22 protein-coding genes are annotated in these 26,553 nt (G+C 39.8%); 17 read left to right on the top strand and 5 right to left on the bottom strand.

Annotation, left to right across the window (positions count from 1 at the left end; all coding sequences use genetic code 11):
• Window positions 1–59 precede the first annotated feature (59 nt).
• Both gltB and AC0IWT_RS04690 read left to right on the top strand, forming a co-directional pair.
• Entirely contained in the window at window positions 60–4,559 is a 4,500-nt protein-coding gene (gene gltB / locus AC0IWT_RS04695) for a glutamate synthase large subunit (RefSeq protein ID WP_471796195.1), read from the top strand.
• A gap of 3 nt (window positions 4,560–4,562) precedes the next feature.
• Window positions 4,563–6,029, top strand: coding sequence for a glutamate synthase subunit beta (locus AC0IWT_RS04690; RefSeq protein WP_471796194.1), 1,467 nt, complete (start codon window positions 4,563–4,565; stop codon window positions 6,027–6,029).
• Window positions 6,030–6,084: 55 nt separating this feature from the next.
• On the opposite strand, the gene AC0IWT_RS04685 is transcribed toward AC0IWT_RS04690, so the two are convergent.
• On the bottom strand, window positions 6,085–7,287 hold the full coding sequence (locus AC0IWT_RS04685; protein WP_471797206.1) for a DUF763 domain-containing protein: 1,203 nt from the start codon (window positions 7,285–7,287) through the stop codon (window positions 6,085–6,087).
• Between the two features lie 140 nt (window positions 7,288–7,427).
• Between AC0IWT_RS04685 and AC0IWT_RS04680 the strand changes: the two genes are divergently transcribed.
• Window positions 7,428–8,513, top strand: a complete 1,086-nt coding sequence (locus tag AC0IWT_RS04680; protein ID WP_471796193.1) for a metallophosphoesterase — start codon at window positions 7,428–7,430, stop codon at window positions 8,511–8,513.
• A gap of 152 nt (window positions 8,514–8,665) precedes the next feature.
• Window positions 8,666–10,141: a glycoside hydrolase family 130 protein gene (locus tag AC0IWT_RS04675; RefSeq protein WP_056872333.1), complete on the top strand. Its 1,476-nt coding sequence runs from the start codon at window positions 8,666–8,668 to the stop codon at window positions 10,139–10,141.
• Between the two features lie 60 nt (window positions 10,142–10,201).
• On the opposite strand, the gene AC0IWT_RS04670 is transcribed toward AC0IWT_RS04675, so the two are convergent.
• The gene (locus tag AC0IWT_RS04670; RefSeq protein WP_471796192.1) at window positions 10,202–12,472 is read right to left on the bottom strand and encodes a glycosyltransferase family 4 protein; all 2,271 of its coding nucleotides are present in this window, start codon (window positions 12,470–12,472) and stop codon (window positions 10,202–10,204) included.
• A 139-nt stretch (window positions 12,473–12,611) separates the two neighbouring features.
• Here AC0IWT_RS04670 and ku point away from each other — a divergent pair, with 139 nt between their 5' ends.
• Complete coding sequence (gene ku / locus AC0IWT_RS04665; RefSeq protein ID WP_471796191.1) at window positions 12,612–13,382, top strand: non-homologous end joining protein Ku; 771 nt, start codon at window positions 12,612–12,614, stop codon at window positions 13,380–13,382.
• Window positions 13,383–13,439: 57 nt separating this feature from the next.
• On the opposite strand, the gene AC0IWT_RS04660 is transcribed toward ku, so the two are convergent.
• Complete coding sequence (locus AC0IWT_RS04660; RefSeq protein WP_471796190.1) at window positions 13,440–14,558, bottom strand: alpha/beta hydrolase; 1,119 nt, start codon at window positions 14,556–14,558, stop codon at window positions 13,440–13,442.
• Window positions 14,559–14,707: 149 nt separating this feature from the next.
• Here AC0IWT_RS04660 and AC0IWT_RS04655 point away from each other — a divergent pair, with 149 nt between their 5' ends.
• The 3 genes from AC0IWT_RS04655 to AC0IWT_RS04645 are packed head-to-tail and all read left to right on the top strand — an operon-like array spanning window position 14,708 to window position 16,061.
• A complete protein-coding gene (locus AC0IWT_RS04655; protein WP_471796189.1) occupies window positions 14,708–15,073 on the top strand; it encodes a SpoIIAA family protein in 366 nt (121 codons plus the stop codon).
• A gap of 5 nt (window positions 15,074–15,078) precedes the next feature.
• Window positions 15,079–15,231 carry a hypothetical protein gene (locus AC0IWT_RS04650; RefSeq protein WP_157274980.1) on the top strand — a complete coding sequence of 51 codons (153 nt, stop codon included), beginning with the start codon at window positions 15,079–15,081 and terminating at the stop codon, window positions 15,229–15,231.
• 23 nt (window positions 15,232–15,254) lie between these two features.
• Window positions 15,255–16,061 (top strand): mechanosensitive ion channel family protein, encoded by an 807-nt coding sequence (locus AC0IWT_RS04645; RefSeq protein WP_471796188.1) that lies wholly within the window; start codon window positions 15,255–15,257, stop codon window positions 16,059–16,061.
• Here AC0IWT_RS04645 and AC0IWT_RS04640 read toward each other — a convergent pair.
• On the bottom strand, window positions 16,058–16,435 hold the full coding sequence (locus AC0IWT_RS04640; protein ID WP_471796187.1) for a response regulator transcription factor: 378 nt from the start codon (window positions 16,433–16,435) through the stop codon (window positions 16,058–16,060). The genes AC0IWT_RS04645 and AC0IWT_RS04640 overlap by 4 nt on opposite strands.
• Before the next feature lie 139 nt (window positions 16,436–16,574).
• On the opposite strand from AC0IWT_RS04640, the gene AC0IWT_RS04635 reads away from it, so the two are divergent.
• The 4 genes from AC0IWT_RS04635 to AC0IWT_RS04620 all read left to right on the top strand — a co-directional run bounded on the left by AC0IWT_RS04635 (window position 16,575) and on the right by AC0IWT_RS04620 (window position 20,219).
• Window positions 16,575–18,788, top strand: a complete 2,214-nt coding sequence (locus AC0IWT_RS04635; protein ID WP_471796186.1) for an ATP-binding protein — start codon at window positions 16,575–16,577, stop codon at window positions 18,786–18,788.
• Between the two features lies 1 nt (window position 18,789).
• Entirely contained in the window at window positions 18,790–19,209 is a 420-nt protein-coding gene (locus AC0IWT_RS04630; protein ID WP_471796185.1) for a response regulator, read from the top strand.
• Between the two features lie 65 nt (window positions 19,210–19,274).
• The gene (locus AC0IWT_RS04625; protein ID WP_471796184.1) at window positions 19,275–19,859 is read left to right on the top strand and encodes a biliverdin-producing heme oxygenase; all 585 of its coding nucleotides are present in this window, start codon (window positions 19,275–19,277) and stop codon (window positions 19,857–19,859) included.
• A gap of 180 nt (window positions 19,860–20,039) precedes the next feature.
• Window positions 20,040–20,219, top strand: coding sequence for a hypothetical protein (locus AC0IWT_RS04620; protein ID WP_010602585.1), 180 nt, complete (start codon window positions 20,040–20,042; stop codon window positions 20,217–20,219).
• Between the two features lie 337 nt (window positions 20,220–20,556).
• On the opposite strand, the gene AC0IWT_RS04615 is transcribed toward AC0IWT_RS04620, so the two are convergent.
• Window positions 20,557–21,567 (bottom strand): LacI family DNA-binding transcriptional regulator, encoded by a 1,011-nt coding sequence (locus AC0IWT_RS04615; RefSeq protein ID WP_056872324.1) that lies wholly within the window; start codon window positions 21,565–21,567, stop codon window positions 20,557–20,559.
• Window positions 21,568–21,729: 162 nt separating this feature from the next.
• On the opposite strand from AC0IWT_RS04615, the gene AC0IWT_RS04610 reads away from it, so the two are divergent.
• The 5 genes from AC0IWT_RS04610 (at window position 21,730) to miaA (ending at window position 26,484) form a co-directional block, all read left to right on the top strand.
• A complete protein-coding gene (locus tag AC0IWT_RS04610) occupies window positions 21,730–23,082 on the top strand; it encodes a Gfo/Idh/MocA family protein (protein ID WP_471796183.1) in 1,353 nt (450 codons plus the stop codon).
• 113 nt (window positions 23,083–23,195) lie between these two features.
• Window positions 23,196–24,296: an MBL fold metallo-hydrolase gene (locus tag AC0IWT_RS04605; RefSeq protein ID WP_471796182.1), complete on the top strand. Its 1,101-nt coding sequence runs from the start codon at window positions 23,196–23,198 to the stop codon at window positions 24,294–24,296.
• 42 nt (window positions 24,297–24,338) lie between these two features.
• The gene (locus tag AC0IWT_RS04600) at window positions 24,339–24,701 is read left to right on the top strand and encodes a hypothetical protein (protein ID WP_056872321.1); all 363 of its coding nucleotides are present in this window, start codon (window positions 24,339–24,341) and stop codon (window positions 24,699–24,701) included.
• A 56-nt stretch (window positions 24,702–24,757) separates the two neighbouring features.
• On the top strand, window positions 24,758–25,558 hold the full coding sequence (locus AC0IWT_RS04595) for a GNAT family protein (protein ID WP_471796181.1): 801 nt from the start codon (window positions 24,758–24,760) through the stop codon (window positions 25,556–25,558).
• Entirely contained in the window at window positions 25,555–26,484 is a 930-nt protein-coding gene (gene miaA / locus AC0IWT_RS04590; protein WP_471796180.1) for a tRNA (adenosine(37)-N6)-dimethylallyltransferase MiaA, read from the top strand. The genes AC0IWT_RS04595 and miaA overlap by 4 nt, the downstream gene beginning before the upstream one ends.
• Window positions 26,485–26,553: the final 69 nt, after the last annotated feature.

Genomic DNA, 26,553 nt, shown 5'->3' with positions numbered 1-26,553 from the left:
CTCGTCTTTCTTTTTTGTATCTTAGTGTTTCCTATACACTAACAACTAACGAGCAAAGAATGGAACCAAACAGTGGATTGTACAATGCGCAATTTGAACACGACGCCTGCGGCATCGGGTTTGTTGCGCATGTGAAAGGGCGAAAATCGCATCAAATAATCTCCGATGCACTTACTATTTTAGAGAATCTAGATCATAGAGGGGCATGTGGGGCCGAACCAAATACAGGCGATGGTGCAGGTATTATGATTCAGATTCCGCACGAATTTTTTTACGACGAGTGCCTCAAGGCAGGCTTTAGCCTTCCAGCAACCGATAACTATGGTGTCGGCATGCTTTTTATGCCAAAAGATATTCGTTCAAGAGAAGAATGCAGAGAGCTTATATATCGGGCTGCAGAGAAACTTGGACTGGAAATTTTAGGTTTTAGAAAGGTAGAAACCGATACCAATGACATCGGAAATATGGCGCTTTCGGTAGAACCGGAAATTGAACAGGTATTTATTGCCCGTCCTTACGCAGTTAATCCAGGTGCAGATTTTGAACGAAAGCTTTACATCTTTAAAAACTATCTGATAAAGTTAATCACCAACACGGTCCACGGTGGCAAAGATTTTTATATTGTTTCGCTCTCTGCGCAAACCATTATTTATAAAGGGCAGTTAACATCACTGCAGGTGCGCACTTATTTTACTGATTTAAGTGATAAGCGGGTTGTTTCTGCGCTAGGACTTGTCCATTCACGCTTTGCTACCAACACTTTTCCTTCCTGGAGGCTTGCACAACCATTCCGTTTTATAGCGCATAATGGTGAGATAAATACTTTACAGGGAAATTTAAACTGGTTCAGAGCTGGCGTTAAATCTTTTGCATCGGCATACTTTACCCCCGAAGAGTTAGATATGTTACTTCCTGTAATCGACGAAACCAATTCAGATTCAGGCTGTTTAGATAATGTTATTGAACTATTACTTCACGCGGGCAGAACGCTGCCGCATGTGCTAATGATGCTTGTACCGGAAGCATGGGATGGCAATGAAGATATGGATCCGGTGAAGCGGGCATTTTACGAATTTCATGCTACTTTAATGGAGCCTTGGGATGGACCAGCGGCGATTGCCTTTACCGATGGTAAGTTGATTGGCGCAACGTTAGACCGCAACGGCCTTCGTCCTTCACGCTATGCAATAACTTCCGATGACCGCGTTATTATGGGCTCTGAAGCCGGGGCTTTAGCGATTGACCAAAGTACAATTATTGAGAAAGGGCGATTAACACCGGGCAAAATGTTTGTTGTAGATATGGAACAGGGCCGTATTATCAGCGATGAAGAAATTAAAACTCAGGTTTGTGGTAAAAGCCCTTATGCCGATTGGATAAATCAATATCAAATTCGTTTAGAAGAGTTACCAGAGCCACGTGTAATGTTTACAGGCTTATCCGAAGAATCGATTTTTAAATATCAGCAGGTTTTTGGTTACAGCAGGGAAGATATCGATCTGTTGCTTAAACCTATGGCTATCGAAGCGAAAGAACCAATTGGTTCGATGGGAACTGATACACCGTTAGCAATTTTATCTAAGCGGCCGCAACACCTATCAAACTACTTTAAGCAGCTTTTTGCCCAGGTTACCAACCCACCAATCGACCCAATCCGCGAAAAAGTAGTGATGAGTTTGGCCAGTTTTATGGGAAGTAATGGGAATCTATTGGAAGAAAACCCACTACAATCACATTGTGTGGCAATTAAGCATCCGATATTAACCAACCAGGAACTTGAAAAACTTAGAAGTATTGATACGGGCGTTTTCCAGGCTAAAACTTTACAAACATACTTTAGGGCCGATGGGAAGCCCGGCGCTATGGCAAAAGCATTAGATCGCTTATGTCGTTATGCCGTTGATGCTGTTGAAGATGGCTTTCAGGTTATTGTTCTAACCGATAGGGCAATCGATTCGGAACATGCTGCAATGCCATCTTTATTAGCAGTTTCAGCTGTACATCATCACTTGATCCGTAAAGGTTATCGTGGTGCTGTGGGTATCGTAATCGAAGGTGGAGATATTTGGGAGGTCCATCACTTCGCGACCTTGCTGGGTTTTGGCGTAACTGCTATTAACCCTTATCTGGCTTTAGAAACGATAAATGGTTTCCAAAGCGAATCTGGATTATCGGCTGAGCAGTTAACTAAAAATTACATTTATGCCGTGAATAGTGGCTTGCTGAAAATCTTTTCGAAGATGGGCATTTCCACCCTCCAGTCTTATCAGGGTGCTCAGATTTTCGAAATCTTAGGCTTAAACAAACAGGTGGTTAATACCTATTTCACAGGTGCAGTTTCCCGAATCGGCGGTTTAGGGCTGGATGAAATTGCGAAAGAAACACTGGTTAAACATCACCGTAGTTTTGGTCCGGCAACGCAAACAGAAAATTTATTGCCTGCCGGCGGCACTTATAAATTCCGCCGCCGTGGCGAAGCGCATTTGTTTAACCCGCAAACCATTCATTTGCTGCAAAACGCAACGCGTAAAAACGATTACAATATTTTTAAACAGTATTCGAAACTCGTGAACGAGCAAACACAGCAGGCTTACACGATTCGTGGTTTGTTCGAGTTTAATTACAGTCGCACGTCTGTGCCCTTAAATGAAGTTGAATCTACAACGGAGATTTTAAAGCGATTTGCAACAGGAGCAATGTCGTTCGGGTCCATTTCTCACGAGGCACATTCCACTTTAGCAATTGCAATGAACCGCATTGGCGGAAAAAGTAATACTGGTGAAGGTGGTGAGGATGAAATGCGCTATACAAAATTGCCAAATGGCGACAGCATGCGGTCTGCGATTAAGCAAGTTGCATCAGCACGTTTCGGGGTAACCAGTTATTACTTAACCAACGCTGATGAATTGCAGATTAAAATGGCCCAGGGTGCAAAACCTGGCGAAGGCGGACAATTACCGGGACATAAAGTAGACGATTGGATTGCGAAAGTTCGTCACTCAACGCCTGGCGTTGGCTTAATTTCTCCACCGCCACACCACGATATTTATTCAATCGAAGATTTGGCACAATTAATTTTTGATTTAAAAAATGCTAATCGTGCGGCCAGGATTAACGTTAAACTAGTTTCAAAAGCGGGTGTTGGAACCATCGCTGCAGGCGTGGCAAAAGCCCACGCAGATGTGATTCTGGTTTCGGGTTTTGACGGTGGAACAGGTGCCTCGCCACTTACTTCTATCCAACATGCTGGTTTACCATGGGAACTTGGTTTGGCAGAGGCGCATCAAACTTTAGTAAAAAATAAGCTGCGTAACCGAATCGTACTGCAAACCGATGGGCAACTAAAAACAGGTAGAGACATTGCCATTGCCGCGCTACTTGGCGCCGAAGAATTTGGCGTTGCCACTGCCGCCTTGGTTACTGCAGGCTGTATCATGATGCGCAAATGTCATCTAAATACTTGTCCGGTTGGTGTTGCAACCCAAGATCCTGAACTGAGAAAGTTATTTACAGGAGATGCAGATCATGTGGTTAACTTATTCCATTTCTTGGCAGAAGAGTTACGCGAAATAATGGCCGAACTTGGCTTTAGAAGCATTAACGAAATGGTTGGCCAGGCAGATATTTTGAAAGTACGCGAGTTGCCTGCTGAAGACTGGAAACTAAAGTATCTGGATTTATCACCAATTTTATTTAAAGCTGAAGAAAACGGATTGCCGTTATTTAATACCGAGGGTCAGGACCACGGACTTGAAAATGTTTTGGATCATCAGCTTATTGCTGCCGCTAAGCCCGCGATAGACCATAACGAACCAATTTTCGCAAGCTTTGAGGTAAAAAATACAGACCGTGCGCTGGGTACCATGTTATCAAATGAGATATCGAAGGTGCATTTAGGCGCCGGACTTCCACCAGATACAATTAACTTCAAATTTGTTGGTTCTGCCGGACAAAGTTTTGGCGCTTTCAACACCAGGGGCGTTACGCTTTCGCTTGAAGGCGAAGCCAATGATTACGTTGGTAAAGGTTTATCAGGCGCAAGATTGGCTATCTATCCATTCTCAAACTCAACGTTCGTTCCCGAACAAAATATAATTATTGGTAATGTGGCACTTTACGGCGCAACTTCAGGCGAATTGTTTGCACGCGGTAAGGCTGGCGAGCGTTTTGCCGTCCGCAATTCTGGTGCTACCGCAGTTGTTGAAGGTGTTGGCGACCATGGTTGTGAATATATGACAGGTGGTGAAGTTTTGATTTTAGGCGACACGGGAAGCAATTTTGCTGCAGGTATGAGTGGTGGTATCGCCTGGATTTACGACCCTAATAAAACTTTTGCCAGAAAATGCAATAAAGAAATGGTTGATTTAGATCCGCTTTTAACCGAGGATGAAGAAAGAATTCTGGCTTTACTTAAAACACATATCCGTTTAACAGATAGTAAGGTTGCGGAGTTTATATTAAGCGATTGGAAAAATCAGTCGGGCAATTTTATTAAGGTGTTCCCTAAAGAATACAAAGCAGTTTTAAGCAGAAGAGCGTCACAAGTAAACACACACTAGGTCATGGGAAAAGTAACAGGATTTCAAGAGTACGATAGAGTTGCCCCGACCAGAGAAGCGGCCGCAACAAGAGTAAAACATTATGGCGAATTTTTAAATGAATTGCCTGCACAGGAATTAAACAGACAAGCAGCCCGTTGCATGGATTGCGGGGTTCCATTTTGCCAATCGGGTTGTCCGTTGGGGAATGTAATACCCGAATTTAACGAAGCAGTTTACCAGGCTAAATGGGAACTAGCTGCTAATATTTTATTGAGCACCAACAATTTTCCGGAATTTACAGGAAGAATTTGTCCTGCACCATGCGAATCTGCATGCGTATTAGGCATCAACCGCCCGCCGGTATCAATTGAAGAGATTGAAAAACACATTATTGAAATTGCCTTTGATAAAGGTTACATACAAGCGAAAGCACCGCTAATCAGAACAGGTAAAAAAGTTGCTGTAATCGGTTCGGGTCCGGCGGGTTTAGCAGCTGCTGCACAGTTAAATAAAGTGGGCCACGAAGTAACCGTTTTCGAGCGTGATGATGCGCCAGGCGGATTGTTAAGGTATGGAATTCCCGATTTCAAACTGCAAAAAAATATCGTCGACAGGCGCATAGATTTAATGAAAGAGGAAGGAATAATCTTTAGATGTAACGCGAACGTTGGCGAAAACGTAGAGATAAGTACCTTGTTAAGAGATTTTAACGCCGTTGTTTTAGCCGGTGGTTCAACAATCCCCCGAGATTTGTCGATTCCAGGCAGGGAAGCAAAAGGCGTTCATTTTGCGATGGATTTCCTTAAACAACAAAATAAGCGGGTGGCAGACAGAACTTTTGATGTTGAAGATATTTTAGCCAGTGGCAAAGATGTAATTGTAATTGGTGGAGGCGATACGGGCTCTGACTGTATAGGAACTTCTAACCGACACGGCGCAAAATCTGTAACGCAATTCGAAATTATGCCGATGCCGCCACAGGTCCGCAATGAAAATATGCCTTGGCCAAACTATCCGATGTTGCTGAAGAACACCTCATCGCATGAAGAAGGTGCTCAAAGAGCGTGGTCGGTAAATACCAAAAATTTTATTGCCGATGAGAATGGTAATTTAGAAGCTTTAAAAGTTGTTGATGTTGAATGGGAAATTGATGCGAATGGCAGACCGGTGAGTTTTAAAGAAGTGGCCGGTACAGAAAGAGATTTGCCTTGCGAACTTGTGCTACTGGCTATGGGTTTCTTGCATCCTCAAAAAGAAGGTTTAATAGAGAAGTTAGGCGTTGAGCTGGATAACCGTGGAAATGTGAAGGCTTCGGAGCATACTTATCAAACTAATATAGCCAAAATTTTTGCCGCTGGCGATGTTCGCCGCGGACAATCTCTGGTTGTTTGGGCAATTTCTGAGGGTAGGGAAGCCGCCCGGAAAGTTGATGAATATTTGATGGGAACAACTAAGCTCGCATCCCGTGATGCGGTGGCTTACGCTTAAAATTAAAAACAACTATTTCATAGGGTCGCGGCTTCAAGTCGCGACCTTTTTAGTTTTAAAACAGGCTTAGCTGCTTCACAGAAGGTGGCTTTTCAATTCCGAAAACTGTGCGTCCACCAAATTTCCAGCTTTCCGCTCTTTCCTTTTCTATTAACCTGTCGAAATCCATATTTGGAATAAAGTTTTTCTCGGCATTTTTAGCAATCTGATGTAAAGCCTTAATGGCCTGCTGTTTATCAGTGTTACCGATTTTTGCCATCTCAACGGCTTTCTGCAAAACATCAATTGTCTCGTCGTAAACATTAACGGGTACAGGAAATGGGTGGCCATCTTTACCACCGTTTGCAAAAGAATAGCGGGCCGGGTCGCTGAAACGCGAAGGCGTTCCATAAATCACTTCACTAACTAAAGCCATTGATTGTAGCGTTCTCGGTCCCATACCTTCAAGCATCAAAAGTGACTCAAAATCAGCAGGTTTTTTTTCCTGAGCCAACCACAAAATACTACCCAATCTTTTTAAATCAACGTCTTTTGCCCGCACATCGTGATGTGAAGGCATAACTAACTTCTGAACTTCAGCGAGCATTTTATTTGGTTTTTCATCCGCAATCACCAACATGCTGGTTCGCGTTTCAGCTGCTTCATTAGCAGTTAAATTTAAAATTTTGCCTTGGTTTATACCGCAAACGGCAGTATGAGGCTCTTCAACAAAAGATTTTAAATTCTCTGAATGCCAGTGATAGCGTCTGGCCGTCGATGTGGAATCGCACATGCCTTGCTGAACAACAGACCAATCGCCTTCGCTGCTCAAAATAAAACTATGGAGATAAAGCTGAAATCCATCCTGAATGGCGGTATTATCGACTTTCGCACTAAGTTTACTCGCTCGTACCAACTCCGTTCCATTCAATCCCGTTTTATCCGCAATTCTCAAAAGTTCATCAGGCGTGGCCCTGCTGTGTTTCCCTTTTCCACCACAGATGTAAATACCAAGTTCTTTTGAGCGTGGATTGATAGACTTTTTTAAGGCACCCATCACAGAGGTTGTAATGCCTGAAGAATGCCAGTCCATGCCCATAACTGCGCCTAAACTTTGGAACCAGAATGGATTGCTCATTCTTCTAATTACCTCTGCCTTCCCATACTCTGCCAAAATTGATTCAGTGATTGCCAAACCTAATTTGGCCATACGTTCTGCAAGCCAGGGCGGAACGTGACCGTAATGTAATGGTAAATCTGTACTTCCTGACCTTTTCAATACTAACAAAATTAGTAATTCTTCTTGCAATTCCTGTATTTTCCATATTTTTTTTCCAGCCTTGAGCATATAAACTTGCTTAGTTCAGTTAAACTAAAGCTCCCAATTTTTGTTACTTTGCTAAATACCCAAAATTGTTAATGAGGAAACTATTACAGAAATTGTTAACCGGATGGATTGTCAGAATGTCTAACAGATTTGGATCGAGGCCGGATAACCAGCGCATTCAGGAAGCGTTATCCAAGCTCTATGAAAACATTTACTCGAATCCGGGCAAGAGGGGCGAAATATTTGAAGTCAAAGCAGGTGATAAGTTCATCATTCTTTCCGACCAGCATAAAGGCGCAAGGGATTTTGCAGATGATTTTGCCCTTGCCGAAAAAAATTACCTCGGGGCGCTTCAGTTTTACGAATCAGAAAAATTTCACTACATAAACCTGGGCGACAGTGAAGAACTTTGGGAAAACCTTATGGAAACAATCATAAGGCACAATAAGCAAACATTTGAAGCCGAAAAGTTATTTATAAATCGAGAGGCCTTTACAAAAATCTTCGGCAACCACGATTTGTATTGGGATAACGACCCTTTATCGCAACTTAACTTAAAAAGAATTTACGGAGAAGTAATACGGATATACGAGGGCGCAATTTTACGCTTCGACTTTGATGGAACGGCGCTCGATGTTTTCTTAACTCACGGGCACCAGGGCGACCTCCAAAGCGATGGCAACTGGTTTAGCAAGTGGTTTGTAAGTACAATCTGGGCACCGCTGCAGTCTTATCTCCGCATCAATTTAAATACGCCGGCATATAATAATCAGCTCAAAACGGTGCACAATACTTTGATGTATAACTGGGTTCAGGCACAAAAAAATATTGCCTTAATTACCGGTCACACCCATCAGCCGGTTTTCGCCTCGCTAACCCATTTAGAACGACTGTATGTTAAGCTAACGAAAGCAACAGCTGCGCATGATGCTATTGCAGTTGAGGCGGTTAATAAGGAACTGACCGGACTTCAGGCGAAAGGAGAGGATTCAACAATTTCTAATAAATACCGGTCTGGTTACTTTAATTCGGGTTGCTGCTGCTTCAATGATGGCGATATTACCGGCATCGAAATCGAATCAGGACAAATAAGACTCATCAAGTGGTCTTATCAAAAAAGCGGGCATCCACAAAGATATGTGCTGGAGGAAATGGGTTTAAAAAATCTGCTTGAATGATTAGGTATTGACGATCGCTCTTCCTGAATAAATTTGTTAGAAATCCCGGGGTGTTATAGTACAAATACTGAAACAAATACCGTATATTTTAGTTTCTATTAATATAAAAATCCCGAGGATATTTAATTTCACAACACACAAAAAAATACGAAATGAGATTATACATAGAACGAAAACCCGTAAAAGTAAATCCGGATACCAAGAGAGTTATCGCCCGGTTCTTCTTTAATGGTGATGAAAGAGCACTTCAGGTGATAAAGAAAGTGCTTGAGTTTTCGGATGAAAAGGTCTTTTCGATAATATCACCTATACTTCAGGAGTATTCCAAAAGGCACCGAAACATAACAAAAATTTTTAACCGCCACTGCAAAAAGCTAAAAAAGCAGTTTATTGAACTTAACGTAGAACCGGAAGATTTACATCCTTACACAAAGCTACTGATTGGTGCTTACTTCACCCACGAGTACTCTATAGAATCAGCGGCGTTTTTTAATCCAAGCATAATTGAAGATCCCGATCAGAAAGATTTGGTGGAAGGCGAAAAGCGTGTTATCATCAGTTTTAGGGCCGTGGGCGAAGGCCATATTTCATCAATTGTTTTTAGGCGTGCCCTTATCGATGCGAAGAATAATATTCAGGTTTTACCTGTAGGAAATTATGTTGATGAGGCTGAGGTTGTAAAAAACGCTATTTATGTAAAAAAGATGTTTTTGAAAAAAGCAGCCTACGCACAAATAGACGTTTCGGTTCTGGAAGAAATGGAAACTAAACTTGATGAAAAGTTCGAATACACAAGTTTAAGTAACATAATCAAAGATTCCAAGACGCTACATAAAGATAATCCACAGCGGTTAATGGAATATGACAAGGTGCTTTGGTTGTCTGATACCTACCATACCATTACCTTTTCGAAAGATACCGACATTTCAGACCGCGTAATTTTTCCAATCTCGGAATTTGAACGTAAAGGTATCGAAGATGCACGCTTTGTGAAATTTATTAAGGATGATGGTGGAATTGTTTATTATGCAACATACACTGCTTTCGATGGCTCTCTGATTATTCCTAAACTGGTAAAAACTGAAGATTTCTATGAATTTAAAGTGATTCCGCTCTATGGTGACGGGGCCCAAAATAAAAATTTGGCGCTGTTTCCCCGTAAAATTAATGGCAAGTACGTAATGATGAGCAGAATTGACGGCTGGAACAATTACCTGATGTTTTCTGATAAAGTTAATGTTTGGGAGAATCCAATTTTGTTAAAACAGCCCAGGTTCGATTGGGATTTAGTGCAGATTGGAAACTGTGGTTCGCCGATAGAAACAGAGAAAGGCTGGATTGTAATCACGCATGGGGTTGGCCCGATGAGAAGATACTGCATTGGGGTTAGTTTACTTGATTTGGATGATCCAAGTAAGGAAATTGGTCACTTAAAAGAGCCATTAATTATCCCTAATAATGATGAACGCGAAGGCTATGTACCCAATGTTGTTTATTCGTGCGGTTCAATAATTAGCAATGGAGAGCTGATAATTCCATACGGTTTGTCAGATTACAGTTCAACGTTCGCGACAGTAAACCTGGAGCTTTTATTAAATAAGCTCCTCGAAAATAGTGGTAACAACTAAGTTCAAAAAAAAAGGCTGACAAATTTGTCAGCCTTTTTTTATTGTTTAACTTTCAGCGGCTCAAATACATTTCTCTTCATCCACTAGTGGAGATGATAAAGTCTGAAATTCAATTTCAGCAGCCTTTAAAACAGTAAGATGTGAGATAAAATAGGCAAGTGTGCTTTCAGCGCCCTGGTTTCTGTTCACACTGTTAAACTGTAAACCATCTGCACAACCATGCGTTTCAAAATCATAGAGTGGAATGTGCAAACTGTTTTTCCCTAAAAACCATTCGTAGCTTAATTGCATTAAACTTAAGTATTTATCGTCTTTTGTAACTTCGAATGCTTTCGAATACATTAAAACCATTGCCATGGTCTCCAGTGCCTGCTGGTCGTAAACCGGGTTCTTGCCATGTTTCTTCATCCAGCCATCATTTCCAACCGGATTTAAATATCCATTCTCAAATGAAAAGCTATTTAAAAACGCGATGCTTTCCATTGCTATATTAAAAGATTCTTTATTGTTGGTTGCCTCATAGTGACTGAGCAAGGCTAGTGGCAAAATTGCATTGTCATAGGTCAGGATGTCTTCAAACCAGGTCCATTCTCCATCTTTGTGTTGTTTGTACGATTCGGTCAAGGTTTTCGCCAGTCTGTTGATTTCTTTTACTAAAAGTTCATCACCAGGGTGAGCACAGAGATAGTATGATATACCAATAATTGTGTTTGCAATAGCACGAAGGTATTTCAAGTCTTTGAAATGCGGCACCGAGTTCGAGAATAATTCCTTACCAAATTCTCTGTAAGAGTTATTCGGGCCGGTGCAGATTAAGTAACCTAAAGACCAGATTGTTCTGCCAAACGAATCTTCAGAACCGACCTCATCAAGATAGCTACGGTTAAAGCTTAAAAAGTTTCTGAAATTTCCATCCTCACGTTGCATATATTGAATGAAACTTAGGTAAACGGGCATCAATTTTAAGGCTTTTTGATTTTTATCCTGATCGTAAGCTAACAGCGATAAAATTAGTGCCCTGGCATTGTCATCAATGCAATAACCTTCTTTTAGATTTGGTATTCCAAACTTTGCATGTTGAATAATACCGGTATCATCAGTAAGTAGGGCAACATGATTCAGGTTTAAAGCCGGCATATTGTCTACATCAATGATTGGGGGTATCGTTCTTCCCGGCTTTTTACCATCTGTTAGTGCGTTTCTTAAAACTTTGAGGTAAACATTGCCAATTGCAGGCCAGCGCAACTTTAGCCCATATTGGTAAGCATTGTTCTTTAGTTCACGGTGTTTGTTTTCATCATCAAGAAGCGTGTTAACGATTTGAGCAAGTTGGATATCGTCTTTAAAATCAAACAATTTGCCCCTGTTATCTGCAAGGAGTTCCTGCGCATGCCAGTAAGGTGTAGAAACCACGGCGGCGCCTGCACCAACTGCATAAGAAAGCGTTCCGCTGGTAATTTGCGCCTCGTTCAGGTATGGCGTAATGTAAACATAGCAGGCCGTTAAATATTGGTGCAACTCCTCTTCCGAAACAAATTTGTTTACAAATGCGATGTTATTTTCTACGCCCAGTTCTTTGGCTAAAGATTTTAAGCTGTCGCGATACTCCTCTCCATTATGCTTTACAACACCAGGATGAGTATTTCCTAAAATAACATACAGCACATCTGGATGACGCTCAACAATTGACGGAAGCGCCTTGATTACGGTTTCCAGTCCTTTATTTCTGCTTATCAACCCAAAGGTAAACAAGACTTTTCGTTGTTTAAATAAATCACTTTTAGCAACCTCATTATTAGGAATTGGTTCCAAATCAGGAACACCATGCTCAATTAACTCAATCGATTTTTGAGGAATCTGGTAAATGCTTGTTAAAAATAACACTGCTTTTTTGCTCATCACTACTATTTTAGACGATTTCAATGAAATCTCTTTGATAATAGTTTGCTGCATAAAACTTGGGTCTTTCAAAACCGTATGCAGGATTGTTATAAAAGGCTTTTGTAAATTATTTATCAATGATAGTAGAAATACACCACTGTTGCCGCCATAAATACCAAACTCATGTTCGATTATGCAGGTGTCAACATCGCTTTTATTGATAAAGTCGGCAGCGTCTATATAATCTTGTTGGTTTTGCTGTCGGATAATAAATTTAACTTCTTTTGGATAGGCGTGTTCGTCAAGATTATCCGATTCGTTCATTGCCACGATGAAACTTTTATCAGCATCGTAGGATGGATTTAAACCTAAAGCATTAACCAAATTCTGATTAAACGTTGCTAAACCACATTCTCGTGGTGGATAGGTGGAAATGTAGGCAATTTTCATATACTATTTCAAAAGATTAGATATTGAAATAACATTGAAACACACAAATGGTTTGGAATTGGGGAAATTATGAACCAACAAAATTCAAACAATACCATTTGCAAACTTGTTAATAAGGCAATTTCTAAAAAATTTTAATATGAGGTCGATTTGGAAAGGTTCCATTGGATTTGGATTGGTAAATATCCCTGTTAAGTTGTTTTCTGGTGTGCAAAATAGCAACCTGGATCTCGATATGCTTGACGAACGCGACCACGGGAAAATTAAATTTCTTCGCGTTAATGAGAATAGCCAGAAGGAGGTTCCCTATGATAAAATTGTTAAAGGGTATTTCTTAAAAGATAGGTACGTAATTCTTGATAAGCACGACTTTGAAGAAGCGGCACCAGAGAAAACAAAAATCATTGAGCTAGAGAACTTTGTTGACATCAAGGAAATTAATCCTGTATACTACGAAACATCATATTACACGGAGCCTGAAAAACAGGGCAGAAAAGCTTATGCTTTATTGTTAAAGGCCTTGGAGAAATCAGGAAAGGCAGGTGTAGCTAGGTTTGTACTTCGAAACACTGAAAACCTTTGCGTAATTCATCCCATGGATGCCGTTATCGTTGTTACAAAAATACGCTTTCAACAGGAAATTAGAGATTTGTCTGAAATTACTAAAGTTGAAGATATTTCGATTACAAAGAAAGAAATGGATGTTGGCCTTGCGCTAATAAAGCAGTATAGTTCAAAATTCGATTTGAGTGCTTTTAAGGATGATTACAGTGATGAGCTACTTAAAATAATTAAAGCAAAAGCCAAAGGTAAACGGGCAACGGTGAAGAAAATCAAGCCGCAGAAAGCCACTAGTGATGACTTATACGATCAACTTATGCAGAGTTTGGGTTCTAAGAAAGGAGCTTAATAATTACACAACAAAAAAGGGAACCATAATTGGTTCCCTTTTTTTTGCGCTTTATAATTATTTAAATGCGGCCTTTAATTGTTCTGCAGCATAAGCCTGAGCAGCTTTAGCTTCTGGTACAACGAGTGCCATTCCAAAAAACTCATGCGTAACACCCTCATAGTTTCTGCTGTTTACCTTAACGCCAGCATCAGAAAGTTTGTTTGCCAGCATAACACCATCATCATGCAGAGGGTCAATTTCTGCGGTAATTATCGTTGTTGTTGGCAATCCTTTCAGGTTTGCATTAACCAATGATATTTTCGGATTCTGTGCTTCAATCATTGTGGTTAAATACTTTTCAGTAAACCAGCTCATCATTGCTTTATTCAGTGGTTTTGCATCCGCGTACATTTTATAAGATTCGGTATTCATATTTGCCTGAGCAATTGGGTATACCAAAACCTGATGCACCGGAACCATTATATGTTTGTCTCTTGCCATTATTGAAACATTCGCGGCTAAATTTCCGCCGGCGCTCTCGCCAACTACGGCAATTTTTGCAGGATCTGCTTTTAAAGATGCGGCATTTTTAACCGCCCATTCATAGGCTGCAAAAGCGTCATTGTGTGCAACCGGAAATTTATGCTCCGGTGCAAGGCGATAGGCAACAGAAACTACAATCGCACCAACCTGTTCCGCTAACCCTTGTGCCGATGCATTATAAACATCGAGATCTGCAATTACAAAGCCGCCGCCATGGTAATAAACAATCAATGGAAACGGACCTTTTCCTTCTTTCGGCGTGTATATTCTTACATGGATTTTTCCGCCTGAAACTGGGATGTCGTTTCCGGTTGTATCTACTTTTGCAGCCGGAATAGCAATATTATTTAACTTCGCAACATCCATAACAGCATCTGTTGGCGTGTGGTTTCTGCGGGCCGAGGTTGCATCTAATGTTTCAATTGGCTTATCTCCGTAGCTCACCAGCTTTTCAATTACAGTCTGCATTTCGGGTTTTATACTTTTGCCCCATTCAGGTGCTGGTCCGGCAGGTTTTAATGATGCGGATGCGATCGAGTCTTTTACAGAAGAATCGCTTTGCGATTTATTTTTTTGCTCACTGTTGCAGGCAGACATGGCTAGTGTGGCCGATATCGCCAGGGCAGTAAGGATTGGATAAGTGTTTTTCATAAGGTTAATTTTTATTTTAATTAAATGATGATTCTATAACGCTGTCAGGCAGATAACTGTTTTAGCTCACTTACAACTTCTTAGAATTTTGCCAATTTTCAAACATCTTCAACTAAAAGGGTGTTCTACTATCTACAAACAATAAAATTATGTTGACAGAGATTACAGGATTACCGGATAACGTATTTGGAGTAAGGGCAACAGGCGAAGTTGATAGTGAGGACATTAAAAATGTTTTGCTACCCGGACTTAAAAGAACTGCGGAAAAGTTCGATGAAATACGATATTTATTGGTTTTAGAAACCGATGTAAAACAGTTTACTGCCGGTGCCTGGGTACAAGATGCGAAAGCAGGTTTGCAGAATTTTACAAAATGGAAAAAAATAGCGGTAGTAACTGCCGAGAGGGGAGTGGAGTGGTTTACGGATGTATTTACAGTTGCCACACCGGGCACCTCTAAAGGATTTAAGCCAGAAGAGCTTGAAGAGGCTAAAGCTTGGTTAATAGAAAATTAATAATTATGAAAGGTTCTAAAACTTCGGCAGAGCGTAGCAAGGCTACTGCACCGAAAACGTCAAAAGCAAAAGGTGCTGATGAAAATACCACCTCCGCAAAAGACGCTAAGAAAGTTAGTGTTAACAAAGATTCATCAGTAAAACATAAAAAACCATAAAAATATCTGCTGTTACCCGTTTTATGAAATTAGATGCAAGTACTATTGATCGATTTTATGATAAAGTGTATGATTGGTTAATATTAAAAGGACCGTCGGTTATATTAGGTATTGTTCTGCTTTTTATTGGGCTGTGGCTAATAAAGTTGTTAGGGAAATGGCTTGCAAACGGGATGCACCGCAAAGATGTAAATCCCTCGCTCAGGCCGTTCTTAGCCAGCCTTACTGTAATCACGCTTAGAATATTGCTGGTTCTAACGGTAATGCAAATTATCGGCATAGAGCTTACATTTCTCACCGTATTAATTGGGGGAATTGGAGTAGCCGCCGGACTCGCCTTATCTGGTACACTTCAAAACTTCGCCAGCGGCGTGCTAATTTTATTGTTAAAGCCATTTGTAGTCGGCGATAATGTTGTTGCACAAGGGCAGGAAGGCATTGTTACCTCAATTGAAATATTTTATACCATCATTACAACTTTCGATAACAGGACGGTGGTGATTCCGAATTCGAAGCTATCTAATGAGGTTATTCTCAACATAAGTAAAAAGGGCAGCCGCAGGTTGGATATCGAAATTAAGTTTAGTTACGGCATAGATTACGACAAGGTCGAAGCAATTTTTAACAAAACGGTCGACGAATTTAAAAACTGTTTAAAAACACCTGAGCGTAGAATAGGTGTATCTGTTTTAGACGATAGCGGCTTCAAAGTGAGCCTGAACGTTTGGGTAAAGGCGCATGGCTTTATGGATACCAAGCTAGTTTTCCAAAAGGAATTAATGCAAAACTTAAAGAATGGTGGTATCAAACTTCCGGGTATGCCCGATTAAATTGCAGATTGCTTCAACAGCGAATAGATTTTATCCATCAACTCATCTATATTGAAGGGCTTTGCCATAAAGTCATCTGCAGGAATGTCATCCAGTATGTAATTTGTAGAATTATACCTGGCCGATATCATCAACACTGGAATGTGGTTCGTTGTGGCATCATTCTTCAACTCCTTCAATAAAACGCGTCCATCTATATCAGGAAGCATAATATCCATTATAATAACATGGGGCTTAAAATCCTGAACATGAGTTATAAAATCAGCACCTTTATTTAAACCAGTAACATTAAAGGCTTCACTTTCCAGAATAAGTGTAATAACATCTAAAATTGCATGGTTATCTTCAACAACCAAAATATTTTTTTTCGCCAACGGGATAACATTAAAATTTTAACAAATATATAATAAAAAGTAAACAGCAAAACCGAAATTACTAAAATAGAATTTTTCTTAAATGAATTACATATTTGATAATTGGAAATTTCTAATATTTTTGTAGCAACAATTATTTATGAATAAATTCTCTGTAGATCTAACGAATTGTGATAAAGAACCTATCCACATTCCCGGAAAAGTACAATCTCATGGTTTTTTAATTGCTGTCGATAAATCAACAGGCAAAATTTCTTACATCAGCGAGAATGCGCAGGCCTTTCTCAATTGCCCGCCAAAAGATTTGTTGGAGATGCCATTAAACATCATCGATAAATTTATTAAACAACAAGACCCACATTTTAGTGTAGAGGATTTGTTAAAACTTGGCATCATAAGAAAAAGCTTCGATGCAATTGCTCCTCATCCCCTGGAAATTAACGATCGTCCGTTCTATTTAGTAATAACATCTTCTTCGCATGACTGGCTCTTGGAGTTCGAGCCAGTAACCTTACAATACGATTTACAAAGCTCTATCGGGCGTTCGGCTTCTGCTATGTTGCAGGGAAAAAGCGTTTCTGCATTGCTAAAGCGTGCAGCTACCGAGGTGAAACAACTAATCGGTTACGACCGCGTAATGATCTACAAGTTCCTCGATGATGGCCATGGCGAAGTTGTTGCGGAAGAAAAAGAAGAAAAGCTGGAGCCATTTTTTGGATTGCACTATCCGGCTTCTGATATTCCAAAACAAGCCAGAGAACTTTATAAACTCAATTTGACCAGGCTAATTGCAAACGTTAACACACTGGATGCCGAAATTATAACCTTTAAGGATGAGCATCCACTGGATTTAACAAACAGCAGTTTGCGAGCCGTTTCGCCGATACATATTCAATACCTGAAAAATATGGGCGTACAATCCAGCTTTAGTATTTCCCTGATTTCGCATGGCGAATTGTGGGGGCTGATTGCCTGCCACAACTACAGTCCGAAATTTATAGATTACAAGGCCCGCGAAGGTTCTAAATTAATCGGGCAAATTCTTTCTTCAGCACTTGAATATCGCCAGGGTGAGGAAGATTCTGAAATTGTGCAACAATTTAAAGAGACCGCAAATATACTTTCAGACCAGTTAAACCGCGACAAGTATTTAACGGTTGCGTTAACGGGCCATAAACGAACAATATTAAATGTTACAAAAGCAACCGGTGTTGCGCTCATTTTTGAAAACGAATTAAAAACAATTGGCGAAGTACCCGACAGCGCAGATATTTTGGAGTTGGCCGAATGGTTGAAATCAAGTACCGATGAATCCGTTTATTATACACACAGGTTATCCGAAATATTTCATCCGGCGAAAAACTATAAGAATGTTGCTTCAGGGATTTTATCCTGTTCATTAAGTAAAGAACTTAATGAAATGATTATCTGGTTTAAACCTGAGCAAATAGAAACTGTTAACTGGGCTGGTAATCCTGAAAAACCAGTAACACCGTCAGAAAACGGATTGCTGAGTTTGTCGCCCAGAAAATCTTTCGAAACCTGGGCTCAGGTCGTAAATAATACATCTGAAAAGTGGCTTCAGGAGGAGATTTCATCCGTGCTGCGTATCCGGGAGATAATCATTACAGATTTGAACAAAAAGGCCAATGAGATAAGGTTGTTAAATGAAAAGCTTCAATCTGCTTACGAGGAGCTTGATACCTTTAGTTACACCATATCTCATGATTTACGAACGCCTTTAACCTCAATAAAAACGTATGCCGAGTTGATGCTCAAGAATAAAAGCATCGACGAAAACGGAAGAAAAATGTTAGGCAGGATTTTAACAGGCGCAGATAAGATGAATTTTTTGATAAAAGAAATTCTCAACCTCGCCCGGGTTGGCCGCTCTGAAATCAATTTTGAGACCGTCGAAATGCAAGCCCTCGTTCAGGAGGTGAGCCTTGAGGTATGGTCGGCTTTTAAAGCAGACAAAGCCGAACTTATTTTAGGGCAATTGCCAGATATAAAAGGAGATAAAACGATGATTGCCCAGGTATTTACAAATTTACTTGGCAATGCTGTAAAATATTCGCTGATGGTTGATAAACCCAAGATTGAGGTTTCTGCGTATATAGATGGTAATGAAACTATTTACGCTGTTAAAGATAATGGTATAGGAATTGATAACCGTTATTACGACAGAGTTTTTGAGCTTTTTAAGCGGATGGATAACGTTAAAGACATTGAGGGAACAGGAGTAGGGCTTGCTATTGTAAAACGGGTAGTTGAAAAGCATAATGGAAGAGTTTGGTTTGAAAGCAAACTTAATGTTGGTTCTACTTTTTATGTAGCTTTTAAGAATAATTAAAATGAAAACGCCGGATATATTTTATGTAGAGGATGATGTGGACTATGCATTTTTTATGCAAAGTGCCATTCAGGAAGTTAAGGAAACTTTAAATTTAACCATTGTTGAAGATGGGGTGGAAGCGCTTGCAAGACTGCAAAACTTTGCCGACAGCAAAATAAAACCAAAGTTAATTTTGCTTGATTTAAACTTGCCGGGTTTATCAGGCTTAGACCTTTTAAAGTTTATTAAAGATATTCCCTATCTTAAATCCATCCCGGTTATTCTTTTTTCAACCTCAGATAATCCTGAAGACGTAAAAGCTTCAATTGAGTTCGGTGCAAATGCCTATTTAACAAAACCCGATGGTTACGACAAGCTTGTAAAGTGTGTACACTCCGTACACGATTTTTGGTTTAATCAGCACCTAAGGTTAAATTAATAGTACATTTTTGCAAAGATTCGAGTACTAATTCGGATCTTTTGTTTTTTAAAATTATCTCCTGTATGATTTCCAATTTATTAAGAACCGAAACTGCTGGTAGGCATAAGGCGCTTGAAGCAATGATGTTCGTAAACGAAATTATGAACCGTTCGCTCAGCGTTGAGGAATATAAAACACTGCTCACCGTTAACTACATTGTTCATCAAACATTAGAAAATACGCTCGCGAATAGTTTAGACGCAAACATTGCAAATAAGCTGGAAATGAACTCGCGGCTTAAACTCACTTCACTGGAACGCGATCTGACCTATTGGAACATCGACCCGCTCACCTTGCCGGCTTTAGATTTCGAGCTTTTCATTCCTGAGAAAAACAATGCAGCAGTATTAGGTGCATTTTATGTACTGGAGGGCGCTACACTTGGTGGTAACGTTATAAAAAAGCACTTGCTTTCTAACCCGAATTTTGAGCGACATGAAGCCGGACTGAACTATTACGGCGTTTATGGTGAGCAATTGGGCGCAAAATGGAAAACATTTCTCAGTGTATTGAATGAAACGGTTAAAGAGGAGGATTATGCGCTCTGCGTAACCAGTGCAAATCGCACCTTCGATAATCTGATTCGCCTGGCAGAACAGCTTCAATAATCAGAGGATCTGTTAGCAAGGAAACTAAAAAATACTTTTAAATAGTTCTAAGGGCATGTTAGCACTTTATAAATGTGCAAAACTTCTTTCAAATTAAAATTTGCTTTCTCTTGTTAATTCAAGGTAAATATGTATTATTGAAAAAATAAATTTTTTAAACCTTAAAAACATCAATTAGCGATGGAAAAATTCTCAAAAGTTAAAGCTGCTGTTGCTGCTATTGAAGCAGATGTAGAAAAATTTTATAACGCTGGCAATGCAGCTGCTGGTACTCGTGTGCGTAAAGCAATGCAAGATCTTAAAGTTTTAGCACAAGAAATCCGTGCAGAAGTAACTGACAAGAAAAACTCTGGAAAATAATATTTCGCGAGTATGAACGAAAAGGTCTTGATTAACGTCAAGACCTTTTTGCGTTTGAACTTATGCCAAGAGGCTGTAATTCGCTTTAAAAAACACGACTCAACAGGGTTCGATTTAAAGCCCTTAACGGTTTGATTATATTAGCTCTGAATAAAATAAGGATGGAAAAGGCTTTTCATCATTTAGCTGTGAAAAACGGTTTGCGGAGTTACCTTTCTTGTCGGTGATAAAACGCACAGCACTTTACGGGTGATTTTTAAAAAAAAATGTACAAGATTTAACCTGAAAGCCCAAAAAAAACCAAGTTTCTCCACGCAAACGTTTGATTGTGCCGCAGTTACTTATTGTTAATCACCAAATCTGACTCTACAATTGTGTTATAATAAGCTTGCGTTTCGGTTGTAGGGCTGTTAATTAAATCCAGCAAAATATTAGCGGCTTTCTGCCCTTGCAGATAAGGATTTTGCTCAACTGATGCAATTGGCGAATAATCCAGGTAAGCCATGATAGGCAGATTTGCATAACTAACGATATCTATCGTTTCAGAAAGGCCGAGTTTTTTAAGGTATCTGATTAAGAAAAGGGCGATATAATCATTAAAAGCAACAATTGCAGTGGGCTTTCTTTTATGATTAATTAACTGATTAGCAGCATCTATGGTACCTTCTTCAGTTAGGTCGCAGTTTATTACCAGCGATGGATCGAACTTTAACCGGTTGAAGTTAATGGCATGCATATAACCATCTTTTCGTTCACCACTCGCAAAAAGCGTAGTTGGGCCATTTATCAATCCAATACTTCTGTGACCTTTCTTTAACAGGAAATTAACCGCTTTAATGGTAGCGCTTTCAAGCGAACAAGCCACTGAATGCACATTCTTAGAGGGTGGAATTCTATCAAAAAAAACGACCGGTATGTTCAGGGCTTTCAATTTTTCGAAATGGTCGAAGTTAGACGTATCTTTAGTTATAGAAACCAAAAGGCCATCTACCCGCTGGTATTTCATTTTATCAACCAAGCGAACTTCTTTCGCAAAATCATCATGAGACTGGGCAAAGATTACCGTGTAATTTTTCTTTAAAGCTTCATCTTCAATAGCGGAGATTGCAACGGAAAAGAAGTGCTCAGATAATTCGGGTAAAATTACGCCTATAGTATATGTTTTCCCCTTCTGAAAAAGAATTGCAGCATTATTAGGCTCGTAATTTAATGATTTAGCGAGCTCTTTTATACGTTCACGGGTAACAACACCTATGCTCGGATGGTCGTGTAAACCTCTGGATACGCTGGACGGCGAAAGGTTTAAAAGTTTGGCTATCTCCTTTATGGTTGTTGGTTTCGATTGCATTTAAGTTGCTAAACTATATAAAATTTGTTAGTGATGTAATAATACAAAATTAATCAAACGTTTGCGTTGTTTTTTTTGCCTCATTTTTTTCAATTGAAGCTTTAATATCTATACTTTCGGCAAGATAAGACCACTTTATTAAATCAATTTCTAAAACTATTTATGAACAGAAGAGACTTTTTAAGAGATGCCGGATTAACAACAGCTGCTTTTGCGGTTGTACCGGATAAAGCGTTATTCGCTTCAGAATCTAACGAAAAAATTAATGTTGTAATGATTGGTGTTGGCCTGCGTGGTCAGAATCATCTTGATTTGCTCTTAAAAAGAAAGGATGTAAATTTAGTTGCCATCTGTGATGTGGATAGCCGAATGCTCGAAATGAGTAAAGCCATTATCGCCAAAAGCGGAAAGCCAATGCCGAAAATTTTTACCGGCACCAATGATGCATGGAAAAAAATGCTCGAACTGAAGGGAATCAAAGCTATTGTAATCGCTACACCCTGGGAGTTGCATAAGCCAATGATATTAGGTGCAATAAATGCAGGCATCAAATACGTCGGCACCGAAGTAATTTTAGGCATAAACTTACAGGATCATTGGGATATTGTACATGCCGCAGAGCAACATAATGCCCATGTAATGATGCTCGAAAACGTTTGCTATCGCAGAGATGTGATGGCGGCGCTAAATATGGTTCGTCAGGGTGTTTTCGGAGAAATGCTGCATTTTCAAGGTGGTTACCAACACGATTTACGGGAGGTAAAGTTTAACGATGGCATTAATCCTTATGGGCATGGTGTAGAGTTTGGCGAAAAAGGTTTTTCGGAAGCGAAGTGGAGAACGAATCATTCCGTTTATCGCAATGGAGATTTGTATCCAACCCATGGCATCGGGCCCGTGGCGCAATGCATTAACATAAATCGTGGTAATCGCTTTGTTAAGCTGAATTCTTTCTCTACCAAAGCCCTTGGTTTACACAAATACATTGTAGAAAAAGGTGGTGCGGCACACGCCAATGCTAAAGTTAATTTTAAGCTCGGTGATATCGTAACCACAACCATCGGCTGCGCTAACGGCGAAACAATCATTTTACAACACGATACCAATTCGCCGAGGCCGTACTCTTTGGGCTTTAGATTTCAAGGAACTAAGGGCTTATGGATGGATGTAAATAAAGGCATTTATGTTGAAGGCGTGAGCAAACCGCATACCTGGGATGACGCGAAGCAATGGCTCGACAAATATGATCATCCACTTTGGAAAAAATTTGGTGATGATGCACAGGGTGCCGGACATGGTGGTATGGATTTTTTCGTAATCCATGCATTTATTGAGGCCGCAAAGCGTGATGAACCTACGCCTTTGGACGTTTACGACGCGGCGGCTTGGAGTGCAATCACGCCTTTGAGCGAGCAATCCATCGAAATGGGTAATGGAACCGTCGATTTCCCTGATTTTACCGGTGGACAGTGGATGAACAGGAAACCAATATTTGCGTTATCAGACGAATATTAAATCAATTGCCACTAAAAAACCATATTTTTCTTAACAAAGCATTCAAACGCTCCTTTTTTCAGGAGCGTTTTTTTTTATGTTGAAATTCGGCTTACATTACACCAAAAAAATAAATGATCGTTGTCTATATTCTAGCCTTTATTATTCTAAGCTTTGCTATCATTGTTAATTTGCCTGTTTTCGGCCGTTTGCCTCAGGGCTCGCGACTCAAAATAATTCATCAGTTACCAAATTACAGGGCGGGCGCTATTCAAAATTTATCCTACACGCCGATGCAGCCAGAAGGCGTTAGCTTTTTTACCTTGTTAACAAAATTCATATTTAATAAGGAACCTGAAAAAGTGCCAAACAAAGCTCTTCCTTTTGTAATGCCGGATTTAGACGCGGTAGCCAAAAGTAACAAGCCTGAAATAATCTGGTTTGGCCATTCCTCATATCTTATAAAAATTAATGGTAAGCGTATACTGGTCGACCCGGTTTTCAGCAAAACAGCGTCTCCATTCTCATTCATCGGTAGCAAAGCTTTCCCCGGCACTGAGTTTGTTCAGGCTGCTGATTTTAAAAATATTGATGTTTTAGTGATTACCCATGACCATTATGACCACCTCGATTATAAAAGCATCCTCGAAATTGCACCAAGGGTTAAAAACATTGTAACCTCGATTGGTGTGGGGTCGCACCTCGAAAAATGGGGTATCGAAACCAACAAGATCACTGAGCTTTCCTGGTATCAGGAAATAAACCTATCAAACTTGATAAAACTTACCGGTGTGCCAGCACGCCATTTTACGGGAAGAAAATTTAAGCGTAATCAAACACTTTGGTCGGCTTTTGTGTTAGAAGTTGCCGGGTACAAATTATTTTTAGGAGGAGATTCAGGTTACGATACACATTTTCAAAAAATTGGAAATGAATATGGGCCTTTCGATCTCGCACTGCTCGAATGTGGCCAATACAATGAGTTATGGCCATATATTCACATGTTTCCTGAACAGGCAGTGCAGGCTGCTATCGATTTAAAATCTAAGACTTTAATGCCTGTACACTGGGCGAAATTTAGTTTGGCAATGCATAAATGGAATGAGCCAATTCAACGCCTCACGCTCGAAGCTGAAAAAAGGAATCTACCGGTAATCACCCCAAAACTTGGTGAAACGGTAGTTTTAGGCGAAAGTTTTCCTCAAAAAAAATGGTGGATAAATCATATTGATTAAACAATTACATTGTGCGGGTGTTTAGTAGCTATAATTAAGCTTATGAAAACCGATTTAGTAGAAATTTTCCAAACCATCAGAGCAAGTTTACAGCCCTACGCAACGCGTGGCTATACCGTACACGAAAATTCGGAAACTGGTTACGATTTGTACAGTGAAAAGAATGTAGAGATAGATGGAGAGAAAGTAACTGAAAGATTTTTTGCCGGAATTTACATTAGTGGTAACGCCGTCGAAGTAAAGTTGAATACAACTGAATTCGAATCGTCTAAACAAAACCTCACCGAATTTGGAGATAATAAGGCCGGCTTATCAATTGCTGAGTTAACTGATGACAGACTTAAAGAGGTGGAAACACTTATAGAAATTATTCACACAAACTTTAAAGAAAAGGAGTGGATTTAGACCCATTGTCGGTTTGAAATTCTAAATTTGTGGTTCAATATCTTTAATTAATCTTATTGACTACAGCGCAATCGAACCGGCAAATATTTCCTGATACCTGGAAAAATAATTTTTTGGCTGCACTTCCAGAACAAAAAATTGTTTTTGATTGCAACGATGATTATTTTACTGTTGTATCGTTCCCAGCACACAATCTTTCTATTAACCTCATTAATATTGAAAACCGCTTTTTCCCGGCAGAACTCATTGCCCTTCAAAATTTTGAGCTACATAAGGGTGTTAAGCTCATAAATTTATGGGAAGACGTGTGGCTAAGCAAAGCAAAACAAGTCATTTTTAGGGTTAAATCTCTTCTCGGTTTAAACAAAACCATTCACGGTAGAAAGACAAACTGTTTAAGACTCGATAAAGCCATCGCTGATAAGTTTTTAAATGAAAACCATTTGCAGGGAGCTGTAAGTAGCCGATATAAATATGGTTTATATTATTTAGATGAGCTGGTTGCCGTTGCTACTTTTTCTGCACTTCGGAAAATGAACCATTCGGCTAATTACAAATCAATAGAGTTGATAAGATTTGCGGTTTCTGGTGGCTTTTCGATAACCGGAGGACTGAGCAAACTAATCAACCATGCAAAAAACGTGCATAACCCTGCAGATATAATGACCTATGCAGATTGCGACTGGTCTTCCGGCGACGCTTATTTAAAACTGGGCTTTCAAAAAGTTGCGGTTTTAGAACCACAGCATTTTGTTTTAGACGATAGATTCAATCGAATTTTGATTAAAGAAGGTTCTGAAAGCCATGGTTTGCAAGTTTTCAACACTGGCAGCTTAAAATTTATTTTAAAATTTTGAAGACACCCGAAAACCCTTTACTTATACTTTTAGGTGCAACTGCATCTGGTAAAACCAAACTGGCGGTACAAATTGCGGATGAGCTAAATGGAGAAATTATCAGCGCCGACAGTCGACAGGTTTTTAAGAAGATGGATATTGGAACAGGTAAAGATTTGGAGGAGTATCAGATTGGAGAAAAATCGATACCATTTCATTTAATCAATATTCTGGAGCCTGGCGAGCGATACAATGTTGATGCTTTTAAAAACGATTTTTATGCTTCCTTTCAGGAGATATTAAGTCGTGATCATTTACCAATTCTCTGTGGTGGCACCGGAATGTATATTCACAGCATTTTGCAAAACCAACCTTTTACAGCCGTTCCCGTTAATAACGAATTGAGATTGCAACTGGAAAGTCTGCCTCGTGAAACTTTGATGAATGAGTTGGAGAAACATCCGAAGGAATTTACCAGGAATGTCGATCTTTCTTCAAAGAAAAGGTTAATAAGGGCTATTGAGATCGTTGAATACCTTCGTGAACATACCATTCCGGAAATTTCGAGGCCAAAGATTACCCCTGTTGTTTTTGGTTTGAAAAACGCAGTCGAACAAACACGAGCAAATATCTTGGCAAGGCTTGAATTCAGGCTAAGCAATGGCATGATAGAAGAGGTGGAAACTTTGCTCAACAACGGAGTAAGTAAGGAAATGCTGATTTTTTACGGGTTGGAGTATAAATTCATCGTTTCATATCTATCAGGAGAACTTAGCTTTGATGACCTGAAGCTCAGACTTGGCACTGCAATTTGCCAGTTTGCTAAAAGACAGAACACTTTTTTTAGGAAGATGGAAAAAGACGGTGTTAAGATAAACTGGCTAGATGCCGCTCAATCAAACAACCTTTTGAAACAACAAATTGTTGAAAAGGTTTTAAACTGGTGATTTTTCTGTTTTGTGTGCTAAATATGACCTAATTGTAAACTTAAGCTACCAATTCTTTGTCGTTTGGCA

This window comes from Pedobacter sp. AC464 (genome assembly GCF_979253075.1).
Note: the sequence above shows the minus strand (reverse complement) of the source record. Positions and strands in the feature narration are given on the sequence as shown.